The sequence below is a fragment of the Ruminococcus sp. genome, from assembly GCF_016283395.1.
This window is the reverse complement of record NZ_JAEEMU010000040.1, coordinates 34494-58624: the sequence shown is the minus strand read 5'-3', so window position 1 is coordinate 58624 and position 24131 is coordinate 34494. Positions and strand designations below refer to the sequence as shown.

Sequence of the window (24131 nt, the reverse complement as noted above, 5' to 3'; positions counted from 1 at the left end):
CTATCTCAATGAGCAGTAAAACATATGAAGCGTATAAGAATAGACACATTAAATTTAGTGATATAGCGAATTGACTTCTGACGCCAAAAATGGTATAATATACAATATAAATAAAATATTCTTGTGCAAGGAGGATTAAATATGAATTTTGATGAGTTGATTAATGGGTATAGTGCTAAAACCTGTGTAATGTCCGTTGAAAGATTTCCTGACGGTTCTTACGGCAATATACGCATAGCTGCAGGCAACAGAGCTCATTGTGAGGACATGATGAATACTATGCACCGTTCTTTCATACCAAATTCCCCCTATGAGGAGTACTTCCCCGAGAATAAAAATTTCGAGGACTTCTGTTTCCGCAGTGCTTTTATGGGACAGCTCCTTCATTCATATGTAAGACTTCCGCAAATGGGATTATGGCTGAATATGTTCCTGCTTCCTCTTGGATCTGACGAGGAAAATATCGGCTATTGCATATATTCATACGATGTAACGCCAAATGTTGATCTGGAGCAGAGAGCAAGTCTTTCCGCCGATACGTCTTCGGCTGTCATAAAGACCTGTATAAAGCTGCGCGGCACAGGTGATATACATAAGACCTTCAATGAAGTAATTGAGGATATACGTCAGATATGTGACTCTGACTACTGCTGCATACTCCTGGTAAATAAAGAAGAGCGCAGCTGTGTGAATTTCTGTGAAGCCATAAAGTACGGCAGCGGAATGCTGTCTATGGATCATTATCTTGATGAAAAATTCTTTGATATCGCAAATACATGGGATGATACTTTAGGTGACAGTACCTGTATTATAATCAAGGATCAGCATGATATGGAATGGCTCAGATCAATAAATCCTGTATGGCATGAATCCCTTGTACAGGCAGGTACAAAGAGTATCGTACTCTTTCCGCTGAAACATAACGGCATGGCTATCGGATATATCTGGTCTATAAACTTCAATATAGAAAATACAGTAAAAATAAAAGAAACTCTTGAGCTGACAACTTTCTTCCTTGCTTCGGAGATAGCCAACTATCAGCTTATGCAGAAGCTTGAGATACTCAGCTCTGTGGATATGCTTACAGGAGTAAAGAACCGTAATACCATGAATAATACGGTAGATGAGATAGTTGAGGGAAAGAGGAAAATGAACTATCCATATGCAGTTGTATTTGCCGACCTTAACGGACTCAAGCGCGTGAACGATGAGGAAGGTCACATTGCAGGCGATCAGCTGCTGAAAAACGCTGCGGCTATACTTCGGGGAGTTTTCTATGACAGTGAGGTATACCGTGCAGGCGGTGATGAGTTTATGCTCATAGCTGACGGACTTGATGAGGCAGCAACGGAAGCAAGAGTAAAACAACTTACTGATCAGGCTGCTAATACAAGAAATGTGAATTTTGCCGTGGGTACTTGTATCGTCAACAAAGGTGATGATATCCGCAGTGCAATGCATATTGCTGATGAGCGTATGTACGCCGATAAGAATGAATACTACGAAAGCCATCCAGAGCGTAAGTACAGGTAAGAGTGGTACTCATATATAAATTCAGCCCCGAGGCAATTAAAGTGCTTCGGGGCTTGATGTTTTTATTGCTTATATAAATCATATTTTTCATTTGTAGGGAACGCCCTCCCTCGGTGTTCCGTTGTAGGAGCGGATATTATCCGCCCGTTTGCAACGAAATAACTGAAAATATTGTTGTAGGGGACGGCGTCCTCGATGTCCCAAAGAGAGCGTATCAAATTGTTAAGGGACGCCCTCTCTTGCAGGGCGTCCCTCTTCCGAAAACAATTCACTGGATTGTTTTCGGAATTCACCCTTGCGGTGCGCCTTACGAATGCAGGGCTTCGCCCCACACCCCACAAGGGCTGTCAGCCCTTGACCTGACCAAAGGGTTGTAAACCCTTTGGAAACCCGTTCATATGCTCGGCAAGTTATTACGCTGCTAAATTATGATTTATACAAGTGTTACGGCTAATTGTGAGGGCTTTTCAGATATTCCCTAAGCTTGTCAAATATCCCGAGTCCGCGTGGATCGTTCTTCGCAGGAAGTTCATCGAGAGGGAAGAACCTCTGTGTGCTAACTTCGTCATCGTTTTCTTTCAGCTTTCCCGAAAAATCGCGGCAAATGTATATTATTACTGCGGCGTATGTCTGATCGCCGTTGGGGTACTCGTAGAAAGAGTCCTTGCCCGACAGGTCCATAAAGAATTCAAGCTTGCCGCAGGTCAGACCTGTTTCTTCCAGCACTTCTCTCCGTGCACACTCCTCAAAGCTCTCGCCAAGCTCCATTGAACCGGCAGGGTAGTCCCAATAGCCGTTGTCACTGCGCTTTTGAAGCAGTATCTCATTTTTATCGTTTACGAGTATGACTCCTGCGCCTGCCATGATAAGAGGTCGGCTGCCCAGTGTTTTGCGAAGTTCCAAGATATATCCCATAGTATTTGCCTCCGTCAGACGATTTTTACCAATTATACCACAGCTGAAAAAACAAGTCAATAATAAGCAAGTCCCCACAGCCTAAGCTATGAGGACTTACTTTATTTATTAAGGAGATTGTAACTGTCTTTAGTCAAGTGCTGAAAGGTCATCAAATGTATACTGATTACCTACAGCTGTCCAGTTCTTTGACAAGATTTCGTTGTATGCGCTGTTGTATTCATCTTCACCTACAGTATCATCATTAACTGTGTAAGTAGCATTCTCTTTACCGACTGCGCCTGAGTCCTCAAGAGTTCTCTGAACAAATGTGATCCTGTGGTTTTTGTATTTATGCATAACGGAATAATGCAGTCCCTGCTTTACATCTTCGATACCGATAAGACTTTCCTCGGGACAGATCAATACACCGCCGTAAGCACCATAGCGCAGAGGGTTTCTGTTATCATCAAGTACGGGGACAGCATTACCGTTCTCATAATAGTAGAACATAACGCCTGAAATATGCTGCTGAGCTTCAGATATAAGTAATTCGGGAGTTCCATCGTTATCAATGTCCTGTATATCCCATGTGGACATCTCACCGTAGTTATCCGAGTCCATAAATTCAGTAAGAGTTTTCTTGTATGCTGTTTTCCAGTCTGCGGTATTATCTGTGTCAGTACTGATAGAATTATTCATAGGCACGGCGGCTTCATCGGAAGCTTCTGAAACAGCCGCAGTTTCAGTTTTAACAGGAGCTGCATCAGATTCAGCAGAAGTTGTTACAGTTGTTGTGATACTGCTCATTGCGGAACGATTGGCAGTGTTTACGGCTTCACAGCCGATAAGTCCTAAAGATACGGTAGTTAATACTGTGATAAATAACGCCTTTTTCATTTTTGTTGTCTCCTTTTTATATTTTTTTCAAGAGTTTTTGAAGCTCCTGTATTTTTGCTTTCACTAATAATATTCGCATGAAGAGACCTAAGTGTAACAAAAATAATGATTTTTTTACAAAATTTTTTGCATAAAAATTTGGCGTGCTTTTTGTGCAGTTTTTCAGATGAGACAGGATAATAAAAAGTCCTCACAGACAAACTGTGAGGACTTTGTTATTGTATTGATCTATCTTTCCGAAAGAATTACTTCTTGTCAGCGATTGCAGCCTGTACTGTGTATAGTGTGGCAATCAAAATGCAATTCATAAATGGCTATATTTCGCTGTGAATTGGATGAGGCAAAAGTCCTCCATTGTCGACAGTTATAATTACAAAAAACAAAAGCAGGATTAAACAAGATAGGCAGCCAATATGGCTTCCTTTTATACTGGATATCATGGTTACATGTTTATTATTAATATTATATACTGTTCTGTCTCCCAAATTCAAGAATACACATACAAGAAAGTCCCCTCACGGGGACTCTCGATATCATTTTTTTATAAGTTTTGGATCTATCATAATACTAAGCTCATTTGTTTTGCAGGTAATCTTGACGTAAAGTGTCTTATAATCTCCTGGCGTTTTATTCCGAAGCAATTCAGTCAGCTCACACAACGGCTCGGCAATCGGCGTGAGCGCCAAATTATTCACGCCTCCTTTCAGTTTATGCGCAATATAGTAGGCTTTGTCGAAATCACCAGCTTCAAGCGCTTCTCCGAGTGCATCTGAGGAAAGCTCCTGAACGATTATACCCACGAGACGAAGATACAATGCTTCGTTATCGGCACAGCGCGACAGACCACTCTCAGTATCAGCACCGTATTCTTCAAGTTTTTCGACAGTCAGCATTCTTGTTCCTCCTTTTTCAGTGTGTTGATTATCAATTTTTCAAAGTCATCTGATGGAAGCGGACGGGAGAAATAATATCCCTGAATAATATTACACCCCATCGCTTTCAACTCGGTATATTGCTCGGCTGTTTCCACGCCTTCTGCAATTGTCGGTACTTCAAATGATTTGGCAAGCCCTATAATCGCTTCAAGAAGTCTGGTATCCTTCTGCTCTTTAAATGCGCTACGTATGAACTGTATATCCAGCTTCAGCGCATCTATAGGCATATCTATAAGCATGCTTAAAGATGAATAACCGCAGCCGAAATCGTCCATTTCAATGTAAAAACCAAGCTCTCGCAGGTTTTTCACCGTTGTTATTATCTGATCGGTTTTTTCAGTATACGCCGATTCGGTTATCTCCAGCAAAAGGTCTTGGGCGGTTATTCCGTTGGTTTTCGTGATATTCAGAAGCTTGTCCGTCAACTCTGAATCGTACAGGTTTATACGTGACACGTTTACTGAGACAGGCAGAGAAATATTTAAGCGATCCTTCCAGTCCTTGATCTGTGATGCGGCCTGTGACCAGACGTAGTGATCAAGCTCCTGAATCAATCCGTTTTTCTCAAATAACGGAATAAAAACACCGGGACTCACAAGTCCAAGCGTTGGATGTTTCCAGCGAACCAACGCCTCAGCACTGCTTAAAACCGGAATGTCATGTTTTACGTCGTATTTAGGCTGATAGAAGACAACGAACTGCTTTTCGCGAAGTGCTGCGTGAAATCCGTCTATCAGCTGTTCTTCAAGAATTTCTGCTTCACGCATCGAATGATCAAAGAATCCGATAGGAGCTGTAAGATGATTCCTCGCAGTATCCGCTGCCATTTTCGCACGATCAAATCTGCGTTCTATATCAACGGTTTTATCCGCGTTTACATAAACGCCCATTCTGAGACGTACACGGTTATTGCCGATACTGTCATCGTCCAGACAGGCAGACAGACTGGCAAGCAGAGCTGTGTAATCGTCAGTGTGTATGCAGTACAGCATAAAAGTGTCTGCTCCGCTTCGGCAAACGATACCGCCTGCTTCATTCACATAAGACATAGCGTTATTTGCGATACGCTTCAGGATTTCATCCCCGCGGCTTTTTCCGTAACGGTCGTTATATGTGTGAAAATGATTGACGTCAAACACGATTGCATCCGTGGGCGTGTCTTTATGATACAGGTCTAATTGTGCGGCATAATGGTAGAAAAATTCCTTGTTATAAAGTCCCGTCAGCTGATCTCTTTCTGTCAGACGGATGGTCTCCCGATCCTCAGACAGCTCTATTGTTCGAAATATGCGGGCAAGGATCACTTTAGAAGCAGGATATGGCTTCGGTATAAAATCTATTGCTCCAAGTTTCAGACATTCAACCTCCGCCTCGTTGTCCGATGTCATCACAATGACGGGAAGACGGGAATATTGGGAATCTTTTTTTATCCTGCTAAGGACATCGATACCCTGAATGCCGGGAAGATTGAGATCGAGCAGAACGATACTGAGCATTTCATACTGATCTTGAATGATTTCCAGCGCTTCCTCTCCGGTTTCAGCGATTACGATTTCATAAACATCACCAAGCGTCGCCTTCAGCGTTTCCTGATTTACATAATCGTCCTCAACAAGTAAAATACGTCTTCTTTCTTCAGATATACTGAAAGCATTTTTAGCATTCATAACTATGCTCCTTCCTATTCAAAACTTCCATACATTGCGGCGGCTTCATCTATAGTAAGCTCACCTTTTCCGACCTGAAATGACGCGACACGCATCTGGACCGTGAGCGGATCTGTGATTCCGAGCATTTCCGGGGAAATAATGCGATCGGACGGTACCTGACCGAAAGGAGCGTAAACCGAATCAAAGGAAAAATCCGTGGTGGGCGTCATCAGACGCTTCAGGGATGCCATATTGTTCAGCTCTTCTTTTGTGATCAAAAATCGCATAAATTCATTTGTCATATCCAGATGATCACAGTTCTTGTTGACGGAGAATTCGATGGATGGACTGTCAATAAAGTATCCGCCATCATCTGTCAAAGGAATCGGTGAAAATGTATATTCAAAAGGCTCATTGGTGAATGCTTCCGACTGGCTTTCTCGTTTCTTCGTACCGGATACAGTATCCGCAGTACAGATCATCATCGGTACATCGCCTTCAAAGAAACGCAGGATCACCTGGGTATAGTTGTCTTCAATTTCATAACACGCATTGAGATCAGTACATCCGTTTTGGATCAGCTGTTCAACTGTGTTCAGCGCCGGACGCATATATTCACCTGCCGCAGGATCTAATGCATTAGCGAGTTCAAGGGCTTCCGGGTTCGATGCAAGCGTGGCTGCAAATGCAGGATAAGCGACAGTGTTCATAAAACATCCGGAGGACTTGAGAGTGTAACCCATCATGGGGCTGGCGTAACCTTTGCTCTTGAATTTCTCACACACCGTCAGCAACTCTGTCCATGTTGATGGGAAGCTGAGACCTTCTTTTTCGAACAGATCGTTGTTCACCAGCATACCGTAAGTTCTGGAAAAAATCGGTACCATCACCACGCGGTCTTCTGCATCATGGTTGATCAGCCCAGAGCGAATGCAATCAAGATCCAGAGACAGAGCAGGGGCAGAAAGATCCTCCGCAAGCTCAAACACCGAATCGTATTTTGTGTTTCCTTTCATCCAGCCATTGGAGAAGAAAATATTTGGCTGGTCATTCCCTTGCAGTGCCATTGCTATCGTATTGTTATAGTCATCCAGCTTCACATAGCTGAGCCGTACATTCGGATATACTTCGTTGAACCTGTCAAATTCCGCTTCCAATGCTTCAAAGTTATCATAGCTTCCCGCTACTGTGATGCTGCAGCTGGTATTTGTATCGAGATGCGGAGCAAATCCGGCGGCGGATTTTTCATCCGTTTTGCTGCCGCATGACGTCAGGGATACAGCTATGATTATAGCTGAAATCATGCAGGATAGCTTTTTCATACCTTTTTTTCCTCCTTAATTCTGCGAATCTCTTTGATTACGAGTTTAATGTCTACTGGTTTTGAGATATGTCCGTTCATACCGGCGTTTAGACATTCGGTGATGTTTTCGGAAAATGCATCCGCTGTCATGGCGATGATAGGAATGGATGCCGCCCATGGATCATCTAGCGCACGGATATTCTTAGTGGCATCGAGCCCGTTCATCTCCGGCATTTGTATATCCATAAAGATCAGATCATAGCTTCCTTCTGATGCTGATCTCATTTTTTCTACACAGATACGTCCGTTTTCAGCGCGTTCTGAGTTGATTCCGTACATACCGAGAAGAGCTGAAATAACTTCCCAGTTGACATCAAAATCCTCTGCGATCAGGATGTTCATTCCCTGCAGATCAGAATAGTCATTCTCCGGTTCAGCGGATGTTACACCAGTGCCGAGAACATCGTTGATCGTATCGTAAAGCGTTGAGCGAAACAACGGCTTGCTGATGAAAGCGTTTGCACCTGCTTTCTTCGCGGCCCCCTCAATATCCGTTCTGTCATAAGCGGAAATCAGCAGGATAGGGATGTTCGGCGAAACCTCCGAACGAACGCGGCGCGTCATTTCGATGCCGTCGATATCAGGCATTTTCCAGTCGAGTATCACAATACTGTAATCTTGTTCTGTTTCGTGACGATGCGTAATCATTTCGAGCGCTTCGGACGCACTTCCTGTACAGTCAGCAGTCACTCCGAGTGACTTGAGCGTATCGGCTGCGGTCTCCAGCAGGATTGGATCATCATCCACAATCAGGACATCCATCGGTTCAAGCATCATATCTTCTCTTTGCCATTCCGCAATCGGAATATCCAGTGTTACGGTAAATGTTGTTCCTTTTCCAAGTTCGCTCTGGCAGTCGATCGTACCTTCCATCAGATCGACCATTTGTTTTGTGATGGCAAGTCCGAGTCCGGTTCCCTGAATGCTGTTAACACGACTGTCTGTCTGGCGGGAAAACGGATGATACATATTCTCCATATACTCCGGACTCATGCCGATGCCGGAATCGGATACGATATAGGTCAGCTGCACGCATCCGGGTTTCTTGCTTTCATCCTCATGCATATCCACGCTGACATGACCGCCGGGTTCTGTATATTTGATGGCGTTGGATAGGATGTTGATATAGATCTGATTCAACCGAAGCTGATCGGCGTAGAAATATTCTTTTTCCATCCGATTGATCCGGAAGTGAAAGTCGATGCTCTTTTCCTTTATCATCGGCTGGGAAATGTTCACGAGATTTTCCACTGCCTCGACGATAGAGAAGGTCTGCGGGCAGAGGTTCAGTTTTCCACTTTCAACCTTGGAAATATCAAGGATATCATTGATTAGAGTGAGCAAATGATTGCTCGCCAGCGTAATCTTTTTCAGATTCTCTCTGACTAATTCGGTATCATCGAGATTATTTTTCATAATCGTCGTAAGGCCAATGATCGCGTTCATCGGCGTTCGTATATCATGGGACATCGTAGAAAGAAAATCGGTTTTTGCTTTGTTTGCCGATGCCGCTTCTCTTGCCGCTGCATGAAGCTTCTGATTGAAGTAAAGCATAACTGTCAGATCAAACACAAACAGGATCAGAAGACCGACTGAAACAATTCCGACCAACAGCCAGTTTTCAGTGTTGACGCTCAGCTCATTCATCGGCATAAAGCTGAGAAGCACCCATTCCGCTTTTGAAGCAATCGGAGTATACGCGAGAATACATTTCTCACCGCGGGAATTACGCATAGAAAACGAACCGGTCGAAGAAGTGGTTTTTTCAAAAAGCTCCTGTGCGGCAGCAGTATCACCAGCATTGTAAGACTTGTAAAACTCAAAGAAATTAGAATTTTTGAATGAATGATCCTTGATGATATAATTGCCGTCTGCATCGATCATGGAAAGCTCAGCGTTTTCATACTCTTCCTGTGGGAAGATCCATTTCTGCTCCAGTTCTGTGATCGGCAGCACCCGCAGCAATATGGCGTCTTTTGGAACATCGGTATCTGAATCGTAAAGGGTTATAAAATTGCAGAATGCCAGAGATTGTTTGCCATTTACCGGATTCGTATATGCACGGGAAATATTAATGGATTCCCCAATATCGGAGATCCAGCTCACATCGTTAAGAAGATCCATCCGCTTATATGAAACGGTATAATCGTTGAAGGTATCTTGCTTTGCTTTTGTAGATAGCCCGGACAATGTATCAAGATACACAATATGTGCAGATGCATTTGGCAGCACATGAGAGATCCGGATGAAGGAAACAGCATCCTCAATGGTCATATTTTGGCTGTTGATATAGCGTGCCCACACATCGCAGATGCGCTGTTCGCCCTCCAGATAATTCTCGGTGACACGCTCCATTGCGATTGTGGTATTTTCAAAATGTTCTATTTGTCTTTGTGCAGTGTTTCGACTCTGAAGATTGGAATTCAGAACCACAAAGATCAGCATAGCAATCATAATGAACACGTTAAAAATAATGATCCATTTTTTTTTCATAACGCATTCCGCTCCTAAATAATATTACTTCCACACCTCTCAACAATAGCTGTTTTCGGTATATATTTCTGATAAAAGATAATGATAGTCAACATAAGTTCCTTACCAGATACGGCAAAGAACATAATATTGATAATTATATAATGGCATAGTTTTATCTTATATAGAAATAATATCATAATGTTTGAATTGATTCAAATATATTTTATTAACAATGCACATATTTTCGCTTTTTGTATATTTGTACAATCTTAGAATATGTCTGTTGTATAATGTAACAAGATAAAAAACCTTTAAATAATGATATTTCAATTGCTTTATACTCATTGGATAATCCAATAACAGGAGCACCAAGCTCCGAACAACTATATTCTTCTTACACTTACAAAGAACCTGGATTAAGCGTAATTCATATTAATCTGAAAAGACCGCAGATTTATTTGCGGTCTTTATTATAACAAAAAAGTCCTCACAGACAAAACTGTGAGGACTTTGTTATTGTATTGATTTATCTTTCCGAAAGAATTACTTCTTGTCAGCGATTGCAGCCTGAGCAGCAGCGAGACGAGCGATCGGAACACGGAAAGGTGAGCAAGATACATAGTCGAGGCCGATCTTGTGGCAGAACTCAACAGATGTAGGATCACCGCCGTGCTCACCGCAGATACCGCAGTGGAGCTTAGCATTTACAGGCTTACCGAGCTTGATAGCCATTTCCATGAGCTTACCAACACCAGTCTGATCGAGCTTAGCGAATGGATCGTTCTCGAAGATCTTCTTGTCGTAGTAAGCACCGAGGAACTTACCAGCATCGTCACGTGAGAAGCCGTATGTCATCTGTGTAAGGTCGTTAGTACCGAAGCAGAAGAAGTCAGCGTTAGCAGCGATCTCGTCAGCTGTAAGAGCAGCTCTTGGGATCTCGATCATTGTACCAACTTCATACTCGAGGTTAGCACCAGCCTCAGCGATAACAGCGTCAGCAGTTTCAACAACGACCTTCTTAACAAACTTGAGCTCCTTAACATCGCCAACGAGTGGGATCATGATCTCAGGCTTAACGTTCCAGTCTGGGTGGTTCTTCTTAACATTGATAGCAGCCTTGATAACAGCCTTTGTCTGCATAGCAGCGATTTCAGGATATGTTACAGCAAGACGGCATCCTCTGTGACCCATCATTGGGTTGAACTCGTGGAGTGAAGCGATGATGTTCTTGATGTCAGCAACTGACTTGCCCTGAGCCTTAGCGAGAGCAGCGATATCATCTTCCTCAGTAGGAACGAATTCGTGGAGAGGTGGATCCAGGAAACGGATAGTAACCGGGTTACCCTCGAGAGCCTCATAGAGAGCCTCGAAGTCACTCTGCTGCATTGGCTCGATCTTAGCGAGAGCAGCTTCTCTTCCTTCAACTGTATCTGAGCAGATCATCTCACGGAAAGCAGCGATTCTGTCAGCCTCGAAGAACATGTGCTCTGTACGGCAGAGACCGATACCTTCTGCGCCGAGCTCTCTTGCCTTCTTAGCGTCAGCAGGAGTATCAGCATTTGTTCTAACCTTGAGAGTTCTGTACTTATCAGCCCAAGCCATGATTCTGCCGAATTCGCCAGCGATCTGAGCATCAACAGTAGGAATGATACCATCATAGATGTTACCTGTTGTACCGTCGATTGAGATGTAGTCGCCTTCAACGAATGTCTTTCCGCCGAGCTCGAACTTCTTGTTAGCTTCGTCCATCTTGATGTCGCCGCATCCTGAAACGCAGCACTCACCCATACCACGAGCAACAACAGCAGCGTGTGATGTCATACCACCACGAACTGTGAGGATACCCTGAGCAGCCTTCATACCTGTGATATCTTCAGGTGATGTTTCGAGACGTACGAGAACAACCTTCTCACCTTTTTCAGCCCAAGCAACAGCGTCATCAGCTGTGAATACGACCTTACCGCAAGCAGCTCCTGGTGAAGCACCGAGACCCTTGCCGATAGGAGTAGCAGCCTTGAGAGCCTTTGTATCGAACTGTGGGTGGAGAAGTGTATCGAGGTTTCTTGGGTCGATCATTGCAACAGCTTCCTGCTCTGTCTTCATGCCCTCATCAACGAGGTCACAAGCGATCTTGAGAGCAGCCTGTGCAGTTCTCTTACCGTTTCTTGTCTGGAGCATATAGAGCTTCTTGTTTTCAACAGTGAACTCCATATCCTGCATATCGTGATAGTGATTTTCGAGAGTCTGGCAAACTTCCTTGAACTGAGCGAAAGCCTCAGGGAATGTTTCAGCCATCTGCTGGATAGGCATAGGAGTACGAACGCCGGCAACAACGTCCTCGCCCTGTGCGTTTGTGAGGAACTCGCCCATGAGCTTCTTCTCACCTGTAGCAGGGTCACGAGTAAATGCAACACCTGTACCGCAGTCGTCGCCCATGTTACCGAATGCCATTGACTGTACGTTTACAGCAGTACCCCATGAGAATGGGATATCGTTATCTCTTCTGTATACGTTAGCTCTTGGGTTATCCCATGAACGGAATACAGCCTTGATAGCACCCATGAGCTGCTCCTTAGGATCGTCAGGGAAGTCAACGCCGATCTTAGCCTTGTATTCAGCCTTGAACTGACCAGCAAGTGTCTTGAGGTCGTCAGCTGTGAGCTCAACGTCCTGAGTTACACCCTTTTCAGCCTTCATCTTGTCGATGAGTTCTTCAAAGTACTTCTTACCAACTTCCATAACTACGTCAGAATACATCTGGATGAATCTTCTGTAGCAGTCCCAAGCCCATCTTGGATTGTTTGACTTTTCAGCAATTGTGTTAACAACAGTCTCATTAAGACCGAGGTTAAGAATTGTATCCATCATACCAGGCATTGAAGCTCTTGCACCTGAACGAACAGATACGAGGAGAGGATTCTCCTTATCACCGAACTTCTTTCCTGTGATTCCTTCCATTTTAACGATATACTCGTTGATCTCAGCCTGGATCTCTTCAGAGATACCGCCGTCCTCATAGTACTGAGTACAAGCCTCTGTTGTGATCGTGAAGCCCTGAGGAACAGGGAGACCGATGTTTGTCATCTCAGCCAGGTTAGCACCCTTACCGCCGAGAAGCTCTCTCATGTTGGCATTACCTTCAGAGAAAAGGTAACAATACTTATTTGCCATTGGTGTATACCTCCATTTTAAACATTACCGAACGATTCCAAGAAAGACATCATTCGAGTTATACCTATTATAACACATCTTAGAAAAAAATACCATATATGCGATGACAAAAAATAGACGTTAAAATAGCTGCACTTTGTATAAAAATCAACAAAGAAAATTGTTTTCTCCAAAAAAGGCTTGCAATTATTGTTAAAGTATGTAAGAATAATGAGGTACGGTCACTATTTATGCCTATAGTATTTTTAACATATAGGGCAGAATGATTATACATGAAGTTTACACTAAGGAGTAAGGTATTATGAAAAAACTTGCAGCAATTCTTTTTGCCTGTTCAATGCTCATCTGTGCCGCAGTTTCGTGCAGTGACAAAAGCGATGGAAAAAACTCTTCCGACAGCAAGAACGAGGTGACAACAGCTGACGAGGAGACTACTGCCGAAAAGACAACGGAAAAAGCAGACAGCGACGATAAAGACGATGATAATGGCGATGCTGACGAAAAGGACGACGAGAACGTTGGTATTATCGATAAGGAAGCATCGGGCGATGTTGTCAATGAGATGAATACCGTAGTAACAGAGTTCGCTGAGATGACTCTCAGAGGCGATGCAGACGAACTCATCAACTCTATGTACCCGAAAAGCATAGCAGATGCTATTATCAATTCCGAGTTTGCTTCTTCCTTTGAAGATGCTTCTGACCTTATGGGCAGCAGCAACAGCAAGCTTGTGGAAAGCAAGGCTGAAAAAGTAAAAGAGCTTAATGCTGACGCACTCATCGGAGCTGAAAAGTATTTTGAGTCGGTCGCTGATATGATGAGCGTTGATACTGCAAAATGTAAAGTTGAAAGAGGCTATTACCTCACTATGAATATAGATATCCGCAGAGACGGTGTCAGAAACGGAGGGGAAGAAGAAGCCTGCTTCGTTTACATTAAAGATGAGGGCTGGAAGTACGTTCCTGTAGAGCCTTCTGAACTGATCGAGCTTCTTGAAAGGGATTCTGAATCTGAACCTGAGGAAGTTCCTGCTGCAAGATCAGATGACTGATGCTTTTAGATGATTCTCATGAAAAAACGTATTACAACATTTATTACCTGTGCTTTGCTTTTTTGTACAGCTGTTTCGTGCAGTGATACAAAGGGGAACAGCTCCTCTGAAAATACGGCTGAGACTACTACAGCCGCGGAGACTGTTTCAGAGCAGACCACTGAAACAGAAACAGAACCTACTACAGAACCTGCGACTAAAGCAGAAGTTGAATATTATGACGGATTAATATGCTCTGACACCATGACCGAAAAGGAAAAGGAAAATTCAAGTTTCCGTGAAATAACACTGTTTTCTCCCGAAAAGGGGTTCTCGATAGGTTGGTACAGGTGGAGCGTGTATCCCGATGAAAGTGCGATGAAGAAGATACAGGACAATGTTCGCGAGCTGAAAATGTATGATGAGCAGCTCGATGAAAATTTCCTTGTACATATAATTCTTCCGCCCGACTATGATGAAAACAGGGAATATCCTGTATACCTTATAACCGATGCGGTATCGTGGATATCCTGTGTGCCGAAAATGTGGAATATCATCAAGGACGGCGAGGCATCGCCTGTGATATTTGTTACTCTTGGTTACGATTATGATGTGGATTACGGCGATACTACACGTTTTAACAACTTTATCCTTTATCAGGACAAATTTCTCGATTTTATTACCAATGACCTTATGGGAGCTATATTCCTCAATTACAGGGTAGATGCTTCGCATTCCGTATTTTTCGGGCACTCTTGGGGCGGTCTGTTTGCAGATTACGCGCTTTTCAATTCAGATAAGTATGATAAGCAGCCATTTGCTAATTACATAATAGGAAGCTCGGCATTCTGGACTATGGGAAGCAAGGAGTACTGGGACGAAATCATGCCTGAAGGTTATGACGAGAGCGTTATTGCAGAGCATATGGCGTGTAACAGCGATTATGACTATTTTGAACGCCATGAGACATTGGATAAAAATGTTTGGGTATGCGCAGGCGGCAGAGAACCTGATCTTAACACGATAGGGTATAATGGCGGCGATAATGTGATCGACAATGTGAGAGATCTTTACGAAAGGCTTATCGCTCACGGCGTGAACGCAGAACTAAAAATATATGAGGATCGTTATCATACCAATTATGTGGAGGATATGCTGAAAGAGTATTTGAAGCAGAATTTCCCGACAGAATAATTATATAAAATACAGGAGGAATAGACATGAATAAGGCAATAATCTTAGCCGGCGGACAGGGCAAGCGTATGAAAGCTGAAATGCCGAAGCCGCTTTTCAAGGTTCTCGGCGAACCTATGCTCAACTGGGTAATATCAGCCTGTGAAAGTGCGGATATAAATGATATCTGCGTTGTAAAGGGCTTCAAGGGCGAGATGATAGACGAGTATCTCGGCGGAAAGCACAAGACTGTTTTGCAGGCGGAAAGACTTGGTACAGGTCATGCTGTTATGCAAGCAATACCTTTCCTTGAAGAGGATACAGACGGAAATACTCTCGTGCTTTGCGGAGATGCTCCGTTTATTGACGCTGAGACTATAAAGGAGTCCCTTATCATTCACAAGCAGCAGAACAATGCTGTTACAGTTATCACAGCTGAACTGGAAAATCCTTTCGGTTATGGAAGAATAATCCGCTCGGCAGGCGGCATAAGCGGCATCGTTGAGCAGAAGGATGCTACGGAAGAACAGCGTCAGATAAAGGAAGTTAATTCGGGCACATACTGGTTCAAGACTGCTGATCTTATCGAGCTTCTCGGAAAGATCACAAATGACAATGTACAGAAAGAGTATTACCTTACAGACACAATTTCCATAGCTCTTTCAGAGGGCAAGAATGCAGGTGCTTACAAGTCAGAGAATGCTGATATCATCAAGGGCGCAAATGACAGAAAAGACCTGCTTGCACTGAATACATACGCAAGAATGGCAGTTATCGAAAAGCACCTTGCAAACGGTGTTGAGTTTACCTGCACAGACGGAGTCGTTATCGAGCGCGGCGTTGAGATAGGCGTAGGTACAGAGATACTTCCGAATACTATCATACGCAAGAATACCACTATCGGTAAGAACTGCAAGATAGGCCCTAACACAGTTATCGAGAACTGCAAGATAGGCGACGACGTAAATCTTCATACTGTACAGGCTTATGAAGCTGAGATAGAAGCAGGCGTAAAGATAGGACCTTACGTACATATCCGTCCTGACAGCGTTATCAAGTCGGGAGCTAAGATAGGCGACTTTGTTGAGATAAAGAATTCAACTATCGGCGAAAAAACTGCTATCGCACACCTTGCTTACGTTGGCGACAGTGATGTCGGAAAGCGCGTAAACATAGGCTGCGGAACTGTTACCGTAAACTATGACGGTATCGCAAAGAGCCGCTGCGTTATCGGTGATAACTGCTTCGTGGGCTGCAATACCAATCTTATCGCACCTGTGAAGCTTGGCAAGGCAGTATATACCGCCGCAGGAACTACTGTTACAAGAGATGTTCCTGATTATGCACTTGCTATCGACAGAGGTGTTATGAAGATCAATGAGGGCTACACTCTCAGAAAACTCAAGAGCAAGCTTGGTAAATAAGAAAACGGGCGGACATTCCGCCCGTTTATTTTAGTGAGTAGTGAGTAGTGAATAGAGGTGTAGGGGCGGATATTATCCGCCCGCAAAGTTTTTTGTAAAAAGTAAAAAAGCTGCCCGATGGACAGCTTCTTTATAATAGGTATAGAACCGGAACTGGCAAAATAATAACGACCTTTATTGACACCCTCTCAAAAGCCAATCAAGGTCGCTATCGAGTTGGCTTCTGCGCACCCTCTATACGCAGTTGCCTTACGGCCGGCACAAATTCCGAAGTGCCTTATATCCGCTTGCTGTGGTATCACGATTGTGCTGACGTTTCAAATAACTGAAAGACTGTTTTAGGCGATTAAACATATTATAGGCATTAATGTTTAATAACAGTCGAGGGAGTGGGATGTTTAGTGAAACCATTTAGTGCTGATAGATGCGGCGGAGTTTAAAACCGCATAAAGCAATACAGGATATAATTGCCGATTTTTGTTACAGGACACATAATATATCTTTAATTATGCGATCGGAGAGATTAGCCGATGTTTCGGCATTTTTCTCTTCCAACAATTGTATTATAAAACATAGGGACGGGAAGTTCAATTGATTATATTGCTTAAAATTAGGACTATATTGCTAAAATATGTATAAACATTTATATTAATAAAATATTAACGAAATAACAAATCTAATAAATACATATTTTAGAAATTAATTTCCTCAGAAGATAATTATACAACTTTTAAACAGAAAGTTAATTTTTAATTCCTCGAAAATGCGTTGTTTTATCACCACTGTGATTTTATAGCACGAAAACAACATCTTTTAACGATAACGAATCGTGCTGAAAAATTTTGTTATTTATTTCAAAGGTTAAAAATAATAAATAATCGTTTGTGAATTTTTTTAGAGCAGATTTTGAATATTTCATATATATTTTTTTATTTTAACTATATTGTGAGCGGCATTTTCTCATAAAAAGCTCCGAAGTTGTCCTTCGGAGCTTCGGTCACAGTATTCCGTTGGCTGCGTTTTCGATGCGTTCGCGGTAGTAGTGGCTCTGCCACGAGAAATCGAAATCCTTGAAAAGTGCGAGACAGCAGTCGGCATTATGAAGAGCACCTTCAAGTCCTTCTTTGTCGCCTGCTTTTGCAAAAATGTAAACTGCCGTAATGAATATTTCAAGCAGTGTGATATCCTTTGGACCTTGTGGCTTGTAGCCGAATTTCAGCAGCTTCAGTCCCGGCTGATAGTTTTTTGCCGCACAGTCGGTTATCGCAAGTGCTATATAAAGCTGCGCCTGCATGGTGGCAGTAGCTTTTTCGCAATGCTTTTGCAGGAAACTGATATTATTCGTGCGGAAATTTTCAGCCTCGCGCCAGTTGCCGATCTTGCCGAGTATACTCAGCACCTCTATGCAGAAGTAAAACCTTTCATCGCCGCCGAGTTTCTTTTCTGTAAGCTTTTCAAGATAAAAAAAGGCTGTTTTATGGTCATGTATCCTGTCATAAAGTGCAGCTACCTGAATTATATCAAAAGGAGAGGGCTTTTTTACATTGTCCAGAAAAGCATCGGCGTATGCCTCACAAAGGTCCTTTGAATAGCCGTTTTCTGCAAAAAGACTGTATACATCGGTGTATTTTTTCATTTCCGAATTAGTAGATGCCAGAAGAGGAAAACCTATCTTTCTTCGCTCATTCGGTGAAATCATTTGCCGTCCCTCCCATTCTATCTTTTAGTATACCCTATTACATATCATATAATAATATATATTATATTTATTATGAGTAAAAACAGTGAATTATTATTCTCTGTTTGCATATTCAATTTTATCACAAATTCATTACGTAGTCAACAATTGTTAGCGAGCAAAACTAAAAACTGTTGATATGCACAAAAAACTTAAATAAATTTTTCCTAATCAATATATTGAACTATTCATAATTTTTAAGACTATTTCAATAATGTGTGATATAATAGAATTAGAGTGGAATGGTGTACGCTTTTTACACCTTGAATATGGAAAAAATTGCTGCTTTGTGCAGCTGCGAAAACGCCAAGGGGGTATTTTATATGAGACTTCTCGTTGTGGAGGACGAGATGCAGCTGGCTGATGCACTTTCAGAGATTCTTAAAAGGAATATGTATAATGTTGATACCGTATACGACGGAGTGAGCGGGCTTGACAACGCGCTCACAGGGGTATATGATTGTATCATACTCGATATCATGCTTCCAGGCATGAGCGGTATAGAAGTACTTAGAAATATGCGAAGAGAGCATATAAGTACGCCTGTGCTCCTGCTCACAGCGCGAAGCGAGATCGAGGACAAGATAAACGGACTGGACTGCGGTGCGGACGATTATCTTACAAAACCTTTCGTCACAGGCGAGCTTCTTGCGAGAGTAAGAGCTCTTACAAGAAGAAAGGGCGAGATCGTTGACGAAAACAGACTCGATTACAACGGACTTGAGCTTAACAAGAATACCTGTTCAGTAATGTGGAAGGGCAATGATGTTAAGCTTTCGCTGAAAGAATACCAGATAATGGAGCTTCTTATCTCCAATCCCCACCAGATACTTCCAAAGGAGCGTATCATTGAAAAGATATGGGGATACGAGAGCGATGTGGAGTACAATAATATAGAGGTATACATATCTTTCCTCAGAAAGAAGCTTTCAGTCATATCTGCTCCTGTACAGATAAAAACTGCCAGAGGCATCGGTTATTCACTTGAATAAAGAGGAGGAATGCTGTTATGTTCAAAAAGGCACATGATAAGATGTTCAAAAAAGCGCAGATGAAGCTTTTTACAATGATCGTTAGTATTCTTCTTGCGGTCTTTGTGGCACTTATAAGCTCGATCAATGTTATTACAAAAGCTGTAATGCGCGGACAGTCAAAGGAAGTCCTGATGCAGATAGCTTCGGGAATAGAGTATGATGAAAAAGAGGCAAGGTTCAAGTACGCCGTGCCGATGAATAACGAAAACAGAGATGACAGAAGGTACGAGAAGGAGAAAAAGCCTTCAGAGACCAAGCCGACTGATCCGACTACTACGGAAAAGCCGTCCGCTACCGAAGCTTCGACATCTACCGAAAAGGCAAAGGAAAAGGTGACAGACGCTCCTACAGATCCTGTTCAGGAAGATACACAGGCTATCGAGGAAAATCAGGAGTCTTATGATGAGCCGCATGATGAGCAGCCTGCTGAGACTGTACCTCCCGAAACTCAGGCACCTGCAACCCAGGCACCAGAAACACAGGCTCCGTCTGCTGATGCTTCATCTGGAGCAACTCCTTCGTGGGACCAGGGCGGCTGGGACTGGAGCAACTGGAACAACGGAGATCAGAATAACGGACAGTGGAACGGTCAGTGGGGCGATCCAAATAACGGACAATGGAACGGTCAGTGGGGCGATCCAAATAACGGACAGTGGAACGGACAATGGGGCGACCAGAACAATAACGGACAGTGGAACGGTCAGTGGGGCGATCCAAATGCACAGGGCACTTATCCATGGTACACATGGATGTGGGGCTATTATCCGTGGGTATGGGAGCAGACTAAGGCTTACTCAAGCGAGTATCCTGTGACCCGTAACGACCACGGCGAAAATGATCCCCGTTATGATACGATAAACGATCACGGTGAAATGGATCCCCGTTATGATAACGTTCCGGAAGAAAAAACAACTGATGCCGATGAGAAAATAATTGCCGACAAAACTGCATACAGCTACAGTGATGATATGTCGGCATACATAAAGCCTCTTGCAAACAGAACGGATCTTTCCGCAGCATCATCTGATGCTACAAGTGTTCAGCAGAATTATCAGTCTCGTCAGAATACTGCTGTAAATGCTCCTAAGGAAGAGCCTATCCCGAAGTCGCTGGGTTCTATCGAGTTCTTTGTTATCATGGCAGATAAGAACGGAAAATATCTTGATGCTAAGAATAATGATGATATGAATGCTGAAACAGCACAGAATTACATCACAAGGATACTTGAAGAGAATATTGATACAGGTATGGTGAATTCGTATCAGTTCTATCAGACTTCAAAGCCTAACGGAACTCTTATGGTATTCACAGACAAGAGCTATGAAATGGATATGCTCAGACAGCTCAAGAGAACAACTATTATCATAGGTTCTATAGCACTTGTTATACTTTCTGTTCTTGCATACTTCTTCAGCAAGAGAAGTATCCAGCCTATCAAGACAGCTTTCGATAAGCAGAAGCAGTTCGTATCAGATGCAAGCCACGAGCTTAAAACTCCTCTTACAGTTATTTCTGCAAATGCAGATGTACTTGAAGGTGAGATAGGTGATAATAAGTGGCTCAAATACATCAAGGCGCAGACCGACCGTATGAGCATACTTGTAAATGACCTGCTCAACCTTACAAGGCTCGAAAACAACAATACAGACCTTGAACGCAAATACTTCAATCTCAGCAAGGCTATCGTCAATACTGCACTTCCTTTCGAGTGTCAGGCATTTGAGAACAACAAGAAGTTTGAAGTGAACATTGACGATGATGTAATGCTCTGCGGAAGTGAGAAGCATATAAAGCAGATGGCTGCTATCTTCATTGATAACGCACTGAAATACTCAAACGAAGGCGGTACTGTAAGGGTAACGCTGAAGAAAACAGGCGACAGAAAGCTGTTCTCGGTATACAACACAGGTGAAGGTATCAAGGAAGAAGAAACAGACAAGATTTTCGAGAGATTTTACAGAAGCGACCAGTCCAGAAACCGTGCAACAGGCGGTTATGGTCTTGGACTTGCCATTGCGAAGTCTATCATAGACAAGCATAAGTTTAAGGTGCATATAATGAACCAGCCAGGCAAGAGCGTCTGCTTCGTAATAACAATGTAATTGTAAAGCCCGTAAGCTTTAAGCTTACGGGCTTTTTGCCGTGTATAACATTGAAATAATACGGAACGCCGATGACACCGTATACATATATGTTGATTTTTGCATAAAAACAAGGGGCTGCCTTGGCAGCCCCTTAACTATGCACTAATCACTGATAACTGATCACTATTATTCTTCTTCCTTTTCCTCAACGAGAGGAAGCTTTTTGACACGACAGACTTCAATACGGTGATGCTTAACTTCAAGAACTTCGATTTCGAGCCCGTCACTTTTGAATGAGAGCTGAGAACCGTCCTTAGGTATCTCTCCCAGTTCAGCTATGACATATCCGCCGAAAGTCTCGTATTTATCCGCAGGGAGAGTAACTTCAAGCTCATCGCATACGTCGCTGAGTGAGGTCATACCCGGAACTGTCCATACATTTTCCTCTGTCTCTTCAAGTCTTACAGCAGGCTCGTCCTCGGGATCGTCTGCGAAATCGCCTACAAGCTCCTCAACGAGGTCGGTAATAGTTATTATACCGCTCATTCCGCCGTATTCGTCTACAACTATTGCAAAGTGGTCTGCACCGCGCTGTTTCATCTGATCGAAAAGGCGGTCAGCCTTCATGCTTTCGTGAACGAAGCATGGTTCGCGGACAGCTTCCTTCATTATGTTTTCGCGTGTCTTGTTGTCAAGTCTGAAATAGTCCTTTGCGTTGAGGACTCCGATAACGTTGTCCACACTTTCACCGCATATGGGGAAAGATGAGTGACGGGTACGGTGTATTGTTTCTTCCCATACCGATATATCATCATTGCTCCAGAGCACATCAACGTCTGTTCTGTGAGTACATACCTGTTCGGCTGTGGTATCATCAAAAGCAAAAATGTTCTTGATGATGCGGTTCTCGTCCTCGTCGATAGTGCCTTTTTCAGCACCTGCATCGGACATCATAAGTATCTCTTCCTCGGTAACGGTGTCGTCCTCGCTTTCGGGGTCAATGCCGATAAGTTTGAGTATGCCGTTGGCTGATGTGTTGAGAAGCCATACAAGCGGAGCAAATATTTTTGCGACCAGAGATATGGTCTTGCTCATGGCAAGGGCGATCTTTTCGGGATCTTTCATAGCCACGCGCTTTGGTACGAGCTCACCGAAAACAAGGGTGAAGTAAGAGAGTATCAGCGTTATAAGTACGACTGATATCTTCTTGAGTACAGTCGCAGGGATACCGATGCCTGTTTTTAATATGGCAGAGGTGAGGCACTCCGAGAAGCTGTCGGCAGCAAAAGCTGCACCGATGAAGCCTGCAAGAGTTATAGCGACCTGTATCGTAGCAAGGAAGCGAGTGGGGGAGGCCGTGAGTTTTTTCAGCCTTATGGCTTTTTTATTGCCGCTGGCGGCAAGCTTTTCAAGTCTTATATCGCTTGTTGAGATGACCGCCACCTCAGTGCAGGCGAAAAGCGCGTTGAGCGCGATGAGTATTATTTGCAGAATTATCTGCCCTATCATTTCATATCCTCCGTTAGATAAAGTATTTATTTTTGTATATTTGTGTAACCTCTAAAAGGCACAGCCTAACACAAACGATAGTGAAGACCATGCCTTATAAATACGTATTTAACGAAGTATTTCCCGTAATAATTTGGATTACTGCCGTCAGGGGCACCGTCCATTGTGAGTGTCATCTCCTATTCTATTAATTTATAACATTATACATTATAATTGTTATTTTGTCAAGAGCGGCATTAATTGAGCCGTTAGCCCTTAGCTTGTAGGGGCGCACGGTGTGCGCCCGTTGATAGATCTTAGTTTCTGCTCACTATGCACTAACAACTAATCACTAACAACTAACTACTCTTTCACTTGAATTTTTTTCGCAAACGTGGTATAATCATAGTTTGAAAGGAGCACGGCTCATGTTTGCAAATTATCACACACATACTTCCCGATGTCATCACGCACTGGGCGAGGACAGGGAATATGTAGAACACGCCATAGCACACGGAATGAAGGAACTGGGATTTTCCGACCATTGTCCGTGGGTATTTGATGACGGTTATATTTCGCGTATACGTATGACTCCGAAAGAGGTCGAGGGCTATTTCAGATCGCTTACCGATCTCAGGCAGGAGTACGCATCTGATATAAAGATATACATAGGCTTTGAAGCGGAGTATATCCCGCAGCTCATCGAAAAGCAGGACAGACTGCTTGAGGATTATCCCGTTGACTATATGATAATGGGACAGCACTTCAACGATCCCGAGACCTGGGGAGCTTATATGGGAGTTCCGACTTCAGATGAAAGACTCCTTGTGCAGTATGTTGACCGCATAATCGAGGGAATGGAGTCGGAAAGATACCTTTATCTCGCTCACCCCGATCTGCTGTGCTTCACAGGCAGCGATGAGCTTTATGAAAAAGAGTTCACGCGGCTGTGTACTTATTTAAAAGGGAAGGATATACCGCTGGAGATAAATCTCCTCGGACTCAGAGACGGCAGACACTATCCCTGTGATAAGTTTTTCCGTATCGCACAGAAAGTGGGCAATAAAGCCATAATCGGCTGTGATGCGCATTTTCCGCAGGCACTCTCGGACGAATCACCTATAGAAAAGTGCAGACGCTTTGCTGAGAATTACGGACTTGAACTGGTTGAGACTTTAGCCATTAGCCGTTAGCCATGTAGGTGCTGCCTGTGGCAGCCCGTGTCTGACGAATAAGCTGC

At 43.3% G+C, this 24131-nt stretch carries 16 protein-coding genes; 7 read left to right on the top strand and 9 right to left on the bottom strand.

Translation table 11 applies throughout. From position 1 onward, the window contains the following. Positions 1-141 precede the first annotated feature (141 nt). Positions 142-1533 carry a GGDEF domain-containing protein gene (locus QZZ41_RS08485; RefSeq protein ID WP_295070407.1) on the top strand — a complete coding sequence of 464 codons (1392 nt, stop codon included), beginning with the start codon at positions 142-144 and terminating at the stop codon, positions 1531-1533. A gap of 450 nt (positions 1534-1983) precedes the next feature. Here QZZ41_RS08485 and QZZ41_RS08480 read toward each other — a convergent pair whose 3' ends face one another. The 7 genes from QZZ41_RS08480 to ppdK all read right to left on the bottom strand — a co-directional run bounded on the left by QZZ41_RS08480 (position 1984) and on the right by ppdK (position 12920). Further along, on the bottom strand, positions 1984-2448 hold the full coding sequence (locus tag QZZ41_RS08480) for an NUDIX hydrolase (RefSeq protein WP_295066682.1): 465 nt from the start codon (positions 2446-2448) through the stop codon (positions 1984-1986). Positions 2449-2577: 129 nt separating this feature from the next. Further along, positions 2578-3327: a hypothetical protein gene (locus QZZ41_RS08475; RefSeq protein WP_295066679.1), complete on the bottom strand. Its 750-nt coding sequence runs from the start codon at positions 3325-3327 to the stop codon at positions 2578-2580. 533 nt (positions 3328-3860) lie between these two features. After that, complete coding sequence (locus tag QZZ41_RS08470) at positions 3861-4220, bottom strand: Hpt domain-containing protein (RefSeq protein WP_295070404.1); 360 nt, start codon at positions 4218-4220, stop codon at positions 3861-3863. Next, a complete protein-coding gene (locus tag QZZ41_RS08465) occupies positions 4214-5929 on the bottom strand; it encodes a bifunctional diguanylate cyclase/phosphodiesterase (protein WP_295070401.1) in 1716 nt (571 codons plus the stop codon). Before QZZ41_RS08465 ends, QZZ41_RS08470 begins: the two co-directional genes overlap by 7 nt. 14 nt (positions 5930-5943) lie before the next feature. Beyond that, positions 5944-7233, bottom strand: a complete 1290-nt coding sequence (locus QZZ41_RS08460; RefSeq protein ID WP_295070397.1) for an ABC transporter substrate-binding protein — start codon at positions 7231-7233, stop codon at positions 5944-5946. Beyond that, positions 7230-9767, bottom strand: coding sequence for a response regulator (locus QZZ41_RS08455; RefSeq protein ID WP_295070392.1), 2538 nt, complete (start codon positions 9765-9767; stop codon positions 7230-7232). Before QZZ41_RS08455 ends, QZZ41_RS08460 begins: the two co-directional genes overlap by 4 nt. Before the next feature lie 525 nt (positions 9768-10292). Beyond that, positions 10293-12920 (bottom strand): pyruvate, phosphate dikinase, encoded by a 2628-nt coding sequence (gene ppdK / locus QZZ41_RS08450; protein ID WP_295070389.1) that lies wholly within the window; start codon positions 12918-12920, stop codon positions 10293-10295. A gap of 301 nt (positions 12921-13221) precedes the next feature. On the opposite strand from ppdK, the gene QZZ41_RS08445 reads away from it, so the two are divergent. Genes QZZ41_RS08445 through glmU form a run of 3 tightly spaced genes read left to right on the top strand, consistent with a single transcriptional unit; the run spans position 13222 to position 16547 of the window. Continuing rightward, a complete protein-coding gene (locus QZZ41_RS08445; protein WP_295070384.1) occupies positions 13222-13971 on the top strand; it encodes a hypothetical protein in 750 nt (249 codons plus the stop codon). An 18-nt stretch (positions 13972-13989) separates the two neighbouring features. Further along, the gene (locus QZZ41_RS08440; RefSeq protein WP_295070380.1) at positions 13990-15144 is read left to right on the top strand and encodes an alpha/beta hydrolase-fold protein; all 1155 of its coding nucleotides are present in this window, start codon (positions 13990-13992) and stop codon (positions 15142-15144) included. Positions 15145-15170: 26 nt separating this feature from the next. Beyond that, positions 15171-16547 (top strand): bifunctional UDP-N-acetylglucosamine diphosphorylase/glucosamine-1-phosphate N-acetyltransferase GlmU, encoded by a 1377-nt coding sequence (gene glmU / locus QZZ41_RS08435; protein WP_295070376.1) that lies wholly within the window; start codon positions 15171-15173, stop codon positions 16545-16547. A 997-nt stretch (positions 16548-17544) separates the two neighbouring features. Here glmU and QZZ41_RS08430 read toward each other — a convergent pair. Then, on the bottom strand, positions 17545-18246 hold the full coding sequence (locus QZZ41_RS08430) for a hypothetical protein (RefSeq protein WP_295070371.1): 702 nt from the start codon (positions 18244-18246) through the stop codon (positions 17545-17547). Positions 18247-18608: 362 nt separating this feature from the next. On the opposite strand from QZZ41_RS08430, the gene QZZ41_RS08425 reads away from it, so the two are divergent. Both QZZ41_RS08425 and QZZ41_RS08420 read left to right on the top strand, forming a co-directional pair. After that, positions 18609-19277 carry a response regulator transcription factor gene (locus QZZ41_RS08425; RefSeq protein ID WP_295070367.1) on the top strand — a complete coding sequence of 223 codons (669 nt, stop codon included), beginning with the start codon at positions 18609-18611 and terminating at the stop codon, positions 19275-19277. Between the two features lie 17 nt (positions 19278-19294). Beyond that, positions 19295-21421, top strand: a complete 2127-nt coding sequence (locus QZZ41_RS08420) for an ATP-binding protein (RefSeq protein ID WP_295070362.1) — start codon at positions 19295-19297, stop codon at positions 21419-21421. Positions 21422-21589: 168 nt separating this feature from the next. Here QZZ41_RS08420 and QZZ41_RS08415 read toward each other — a convergent pair whose 3' ends face one another. Next, complete coding sequence (locus tag QZZ41_RS08415) at positions 21590-22912, bottom strand: hemolysin family protein (protein WP_295070358.1); 1323 nt, start codon at positions 22910-22912, stop codon at positions 21590-21592. A 407-nt stretch (positions 22913-23319) separates the two neighbouring features. On the opposite strand from QZZ41_RS08415, the gene QZZ41_RS08410 reads away from it, so the two are divergent. Beyond that, on the top strand, positions 23320-24084 hold the full coding sequence (locus QZZ41_RS08410; RefSeq protein WP_295070355.1) for a histidinol-phosphatase: 765 nt from the start codon (positions 23320-23322) through the stop codon (positions 24082-24084). Positions 24085-24131: the final 47 nt, after the last annotated feature.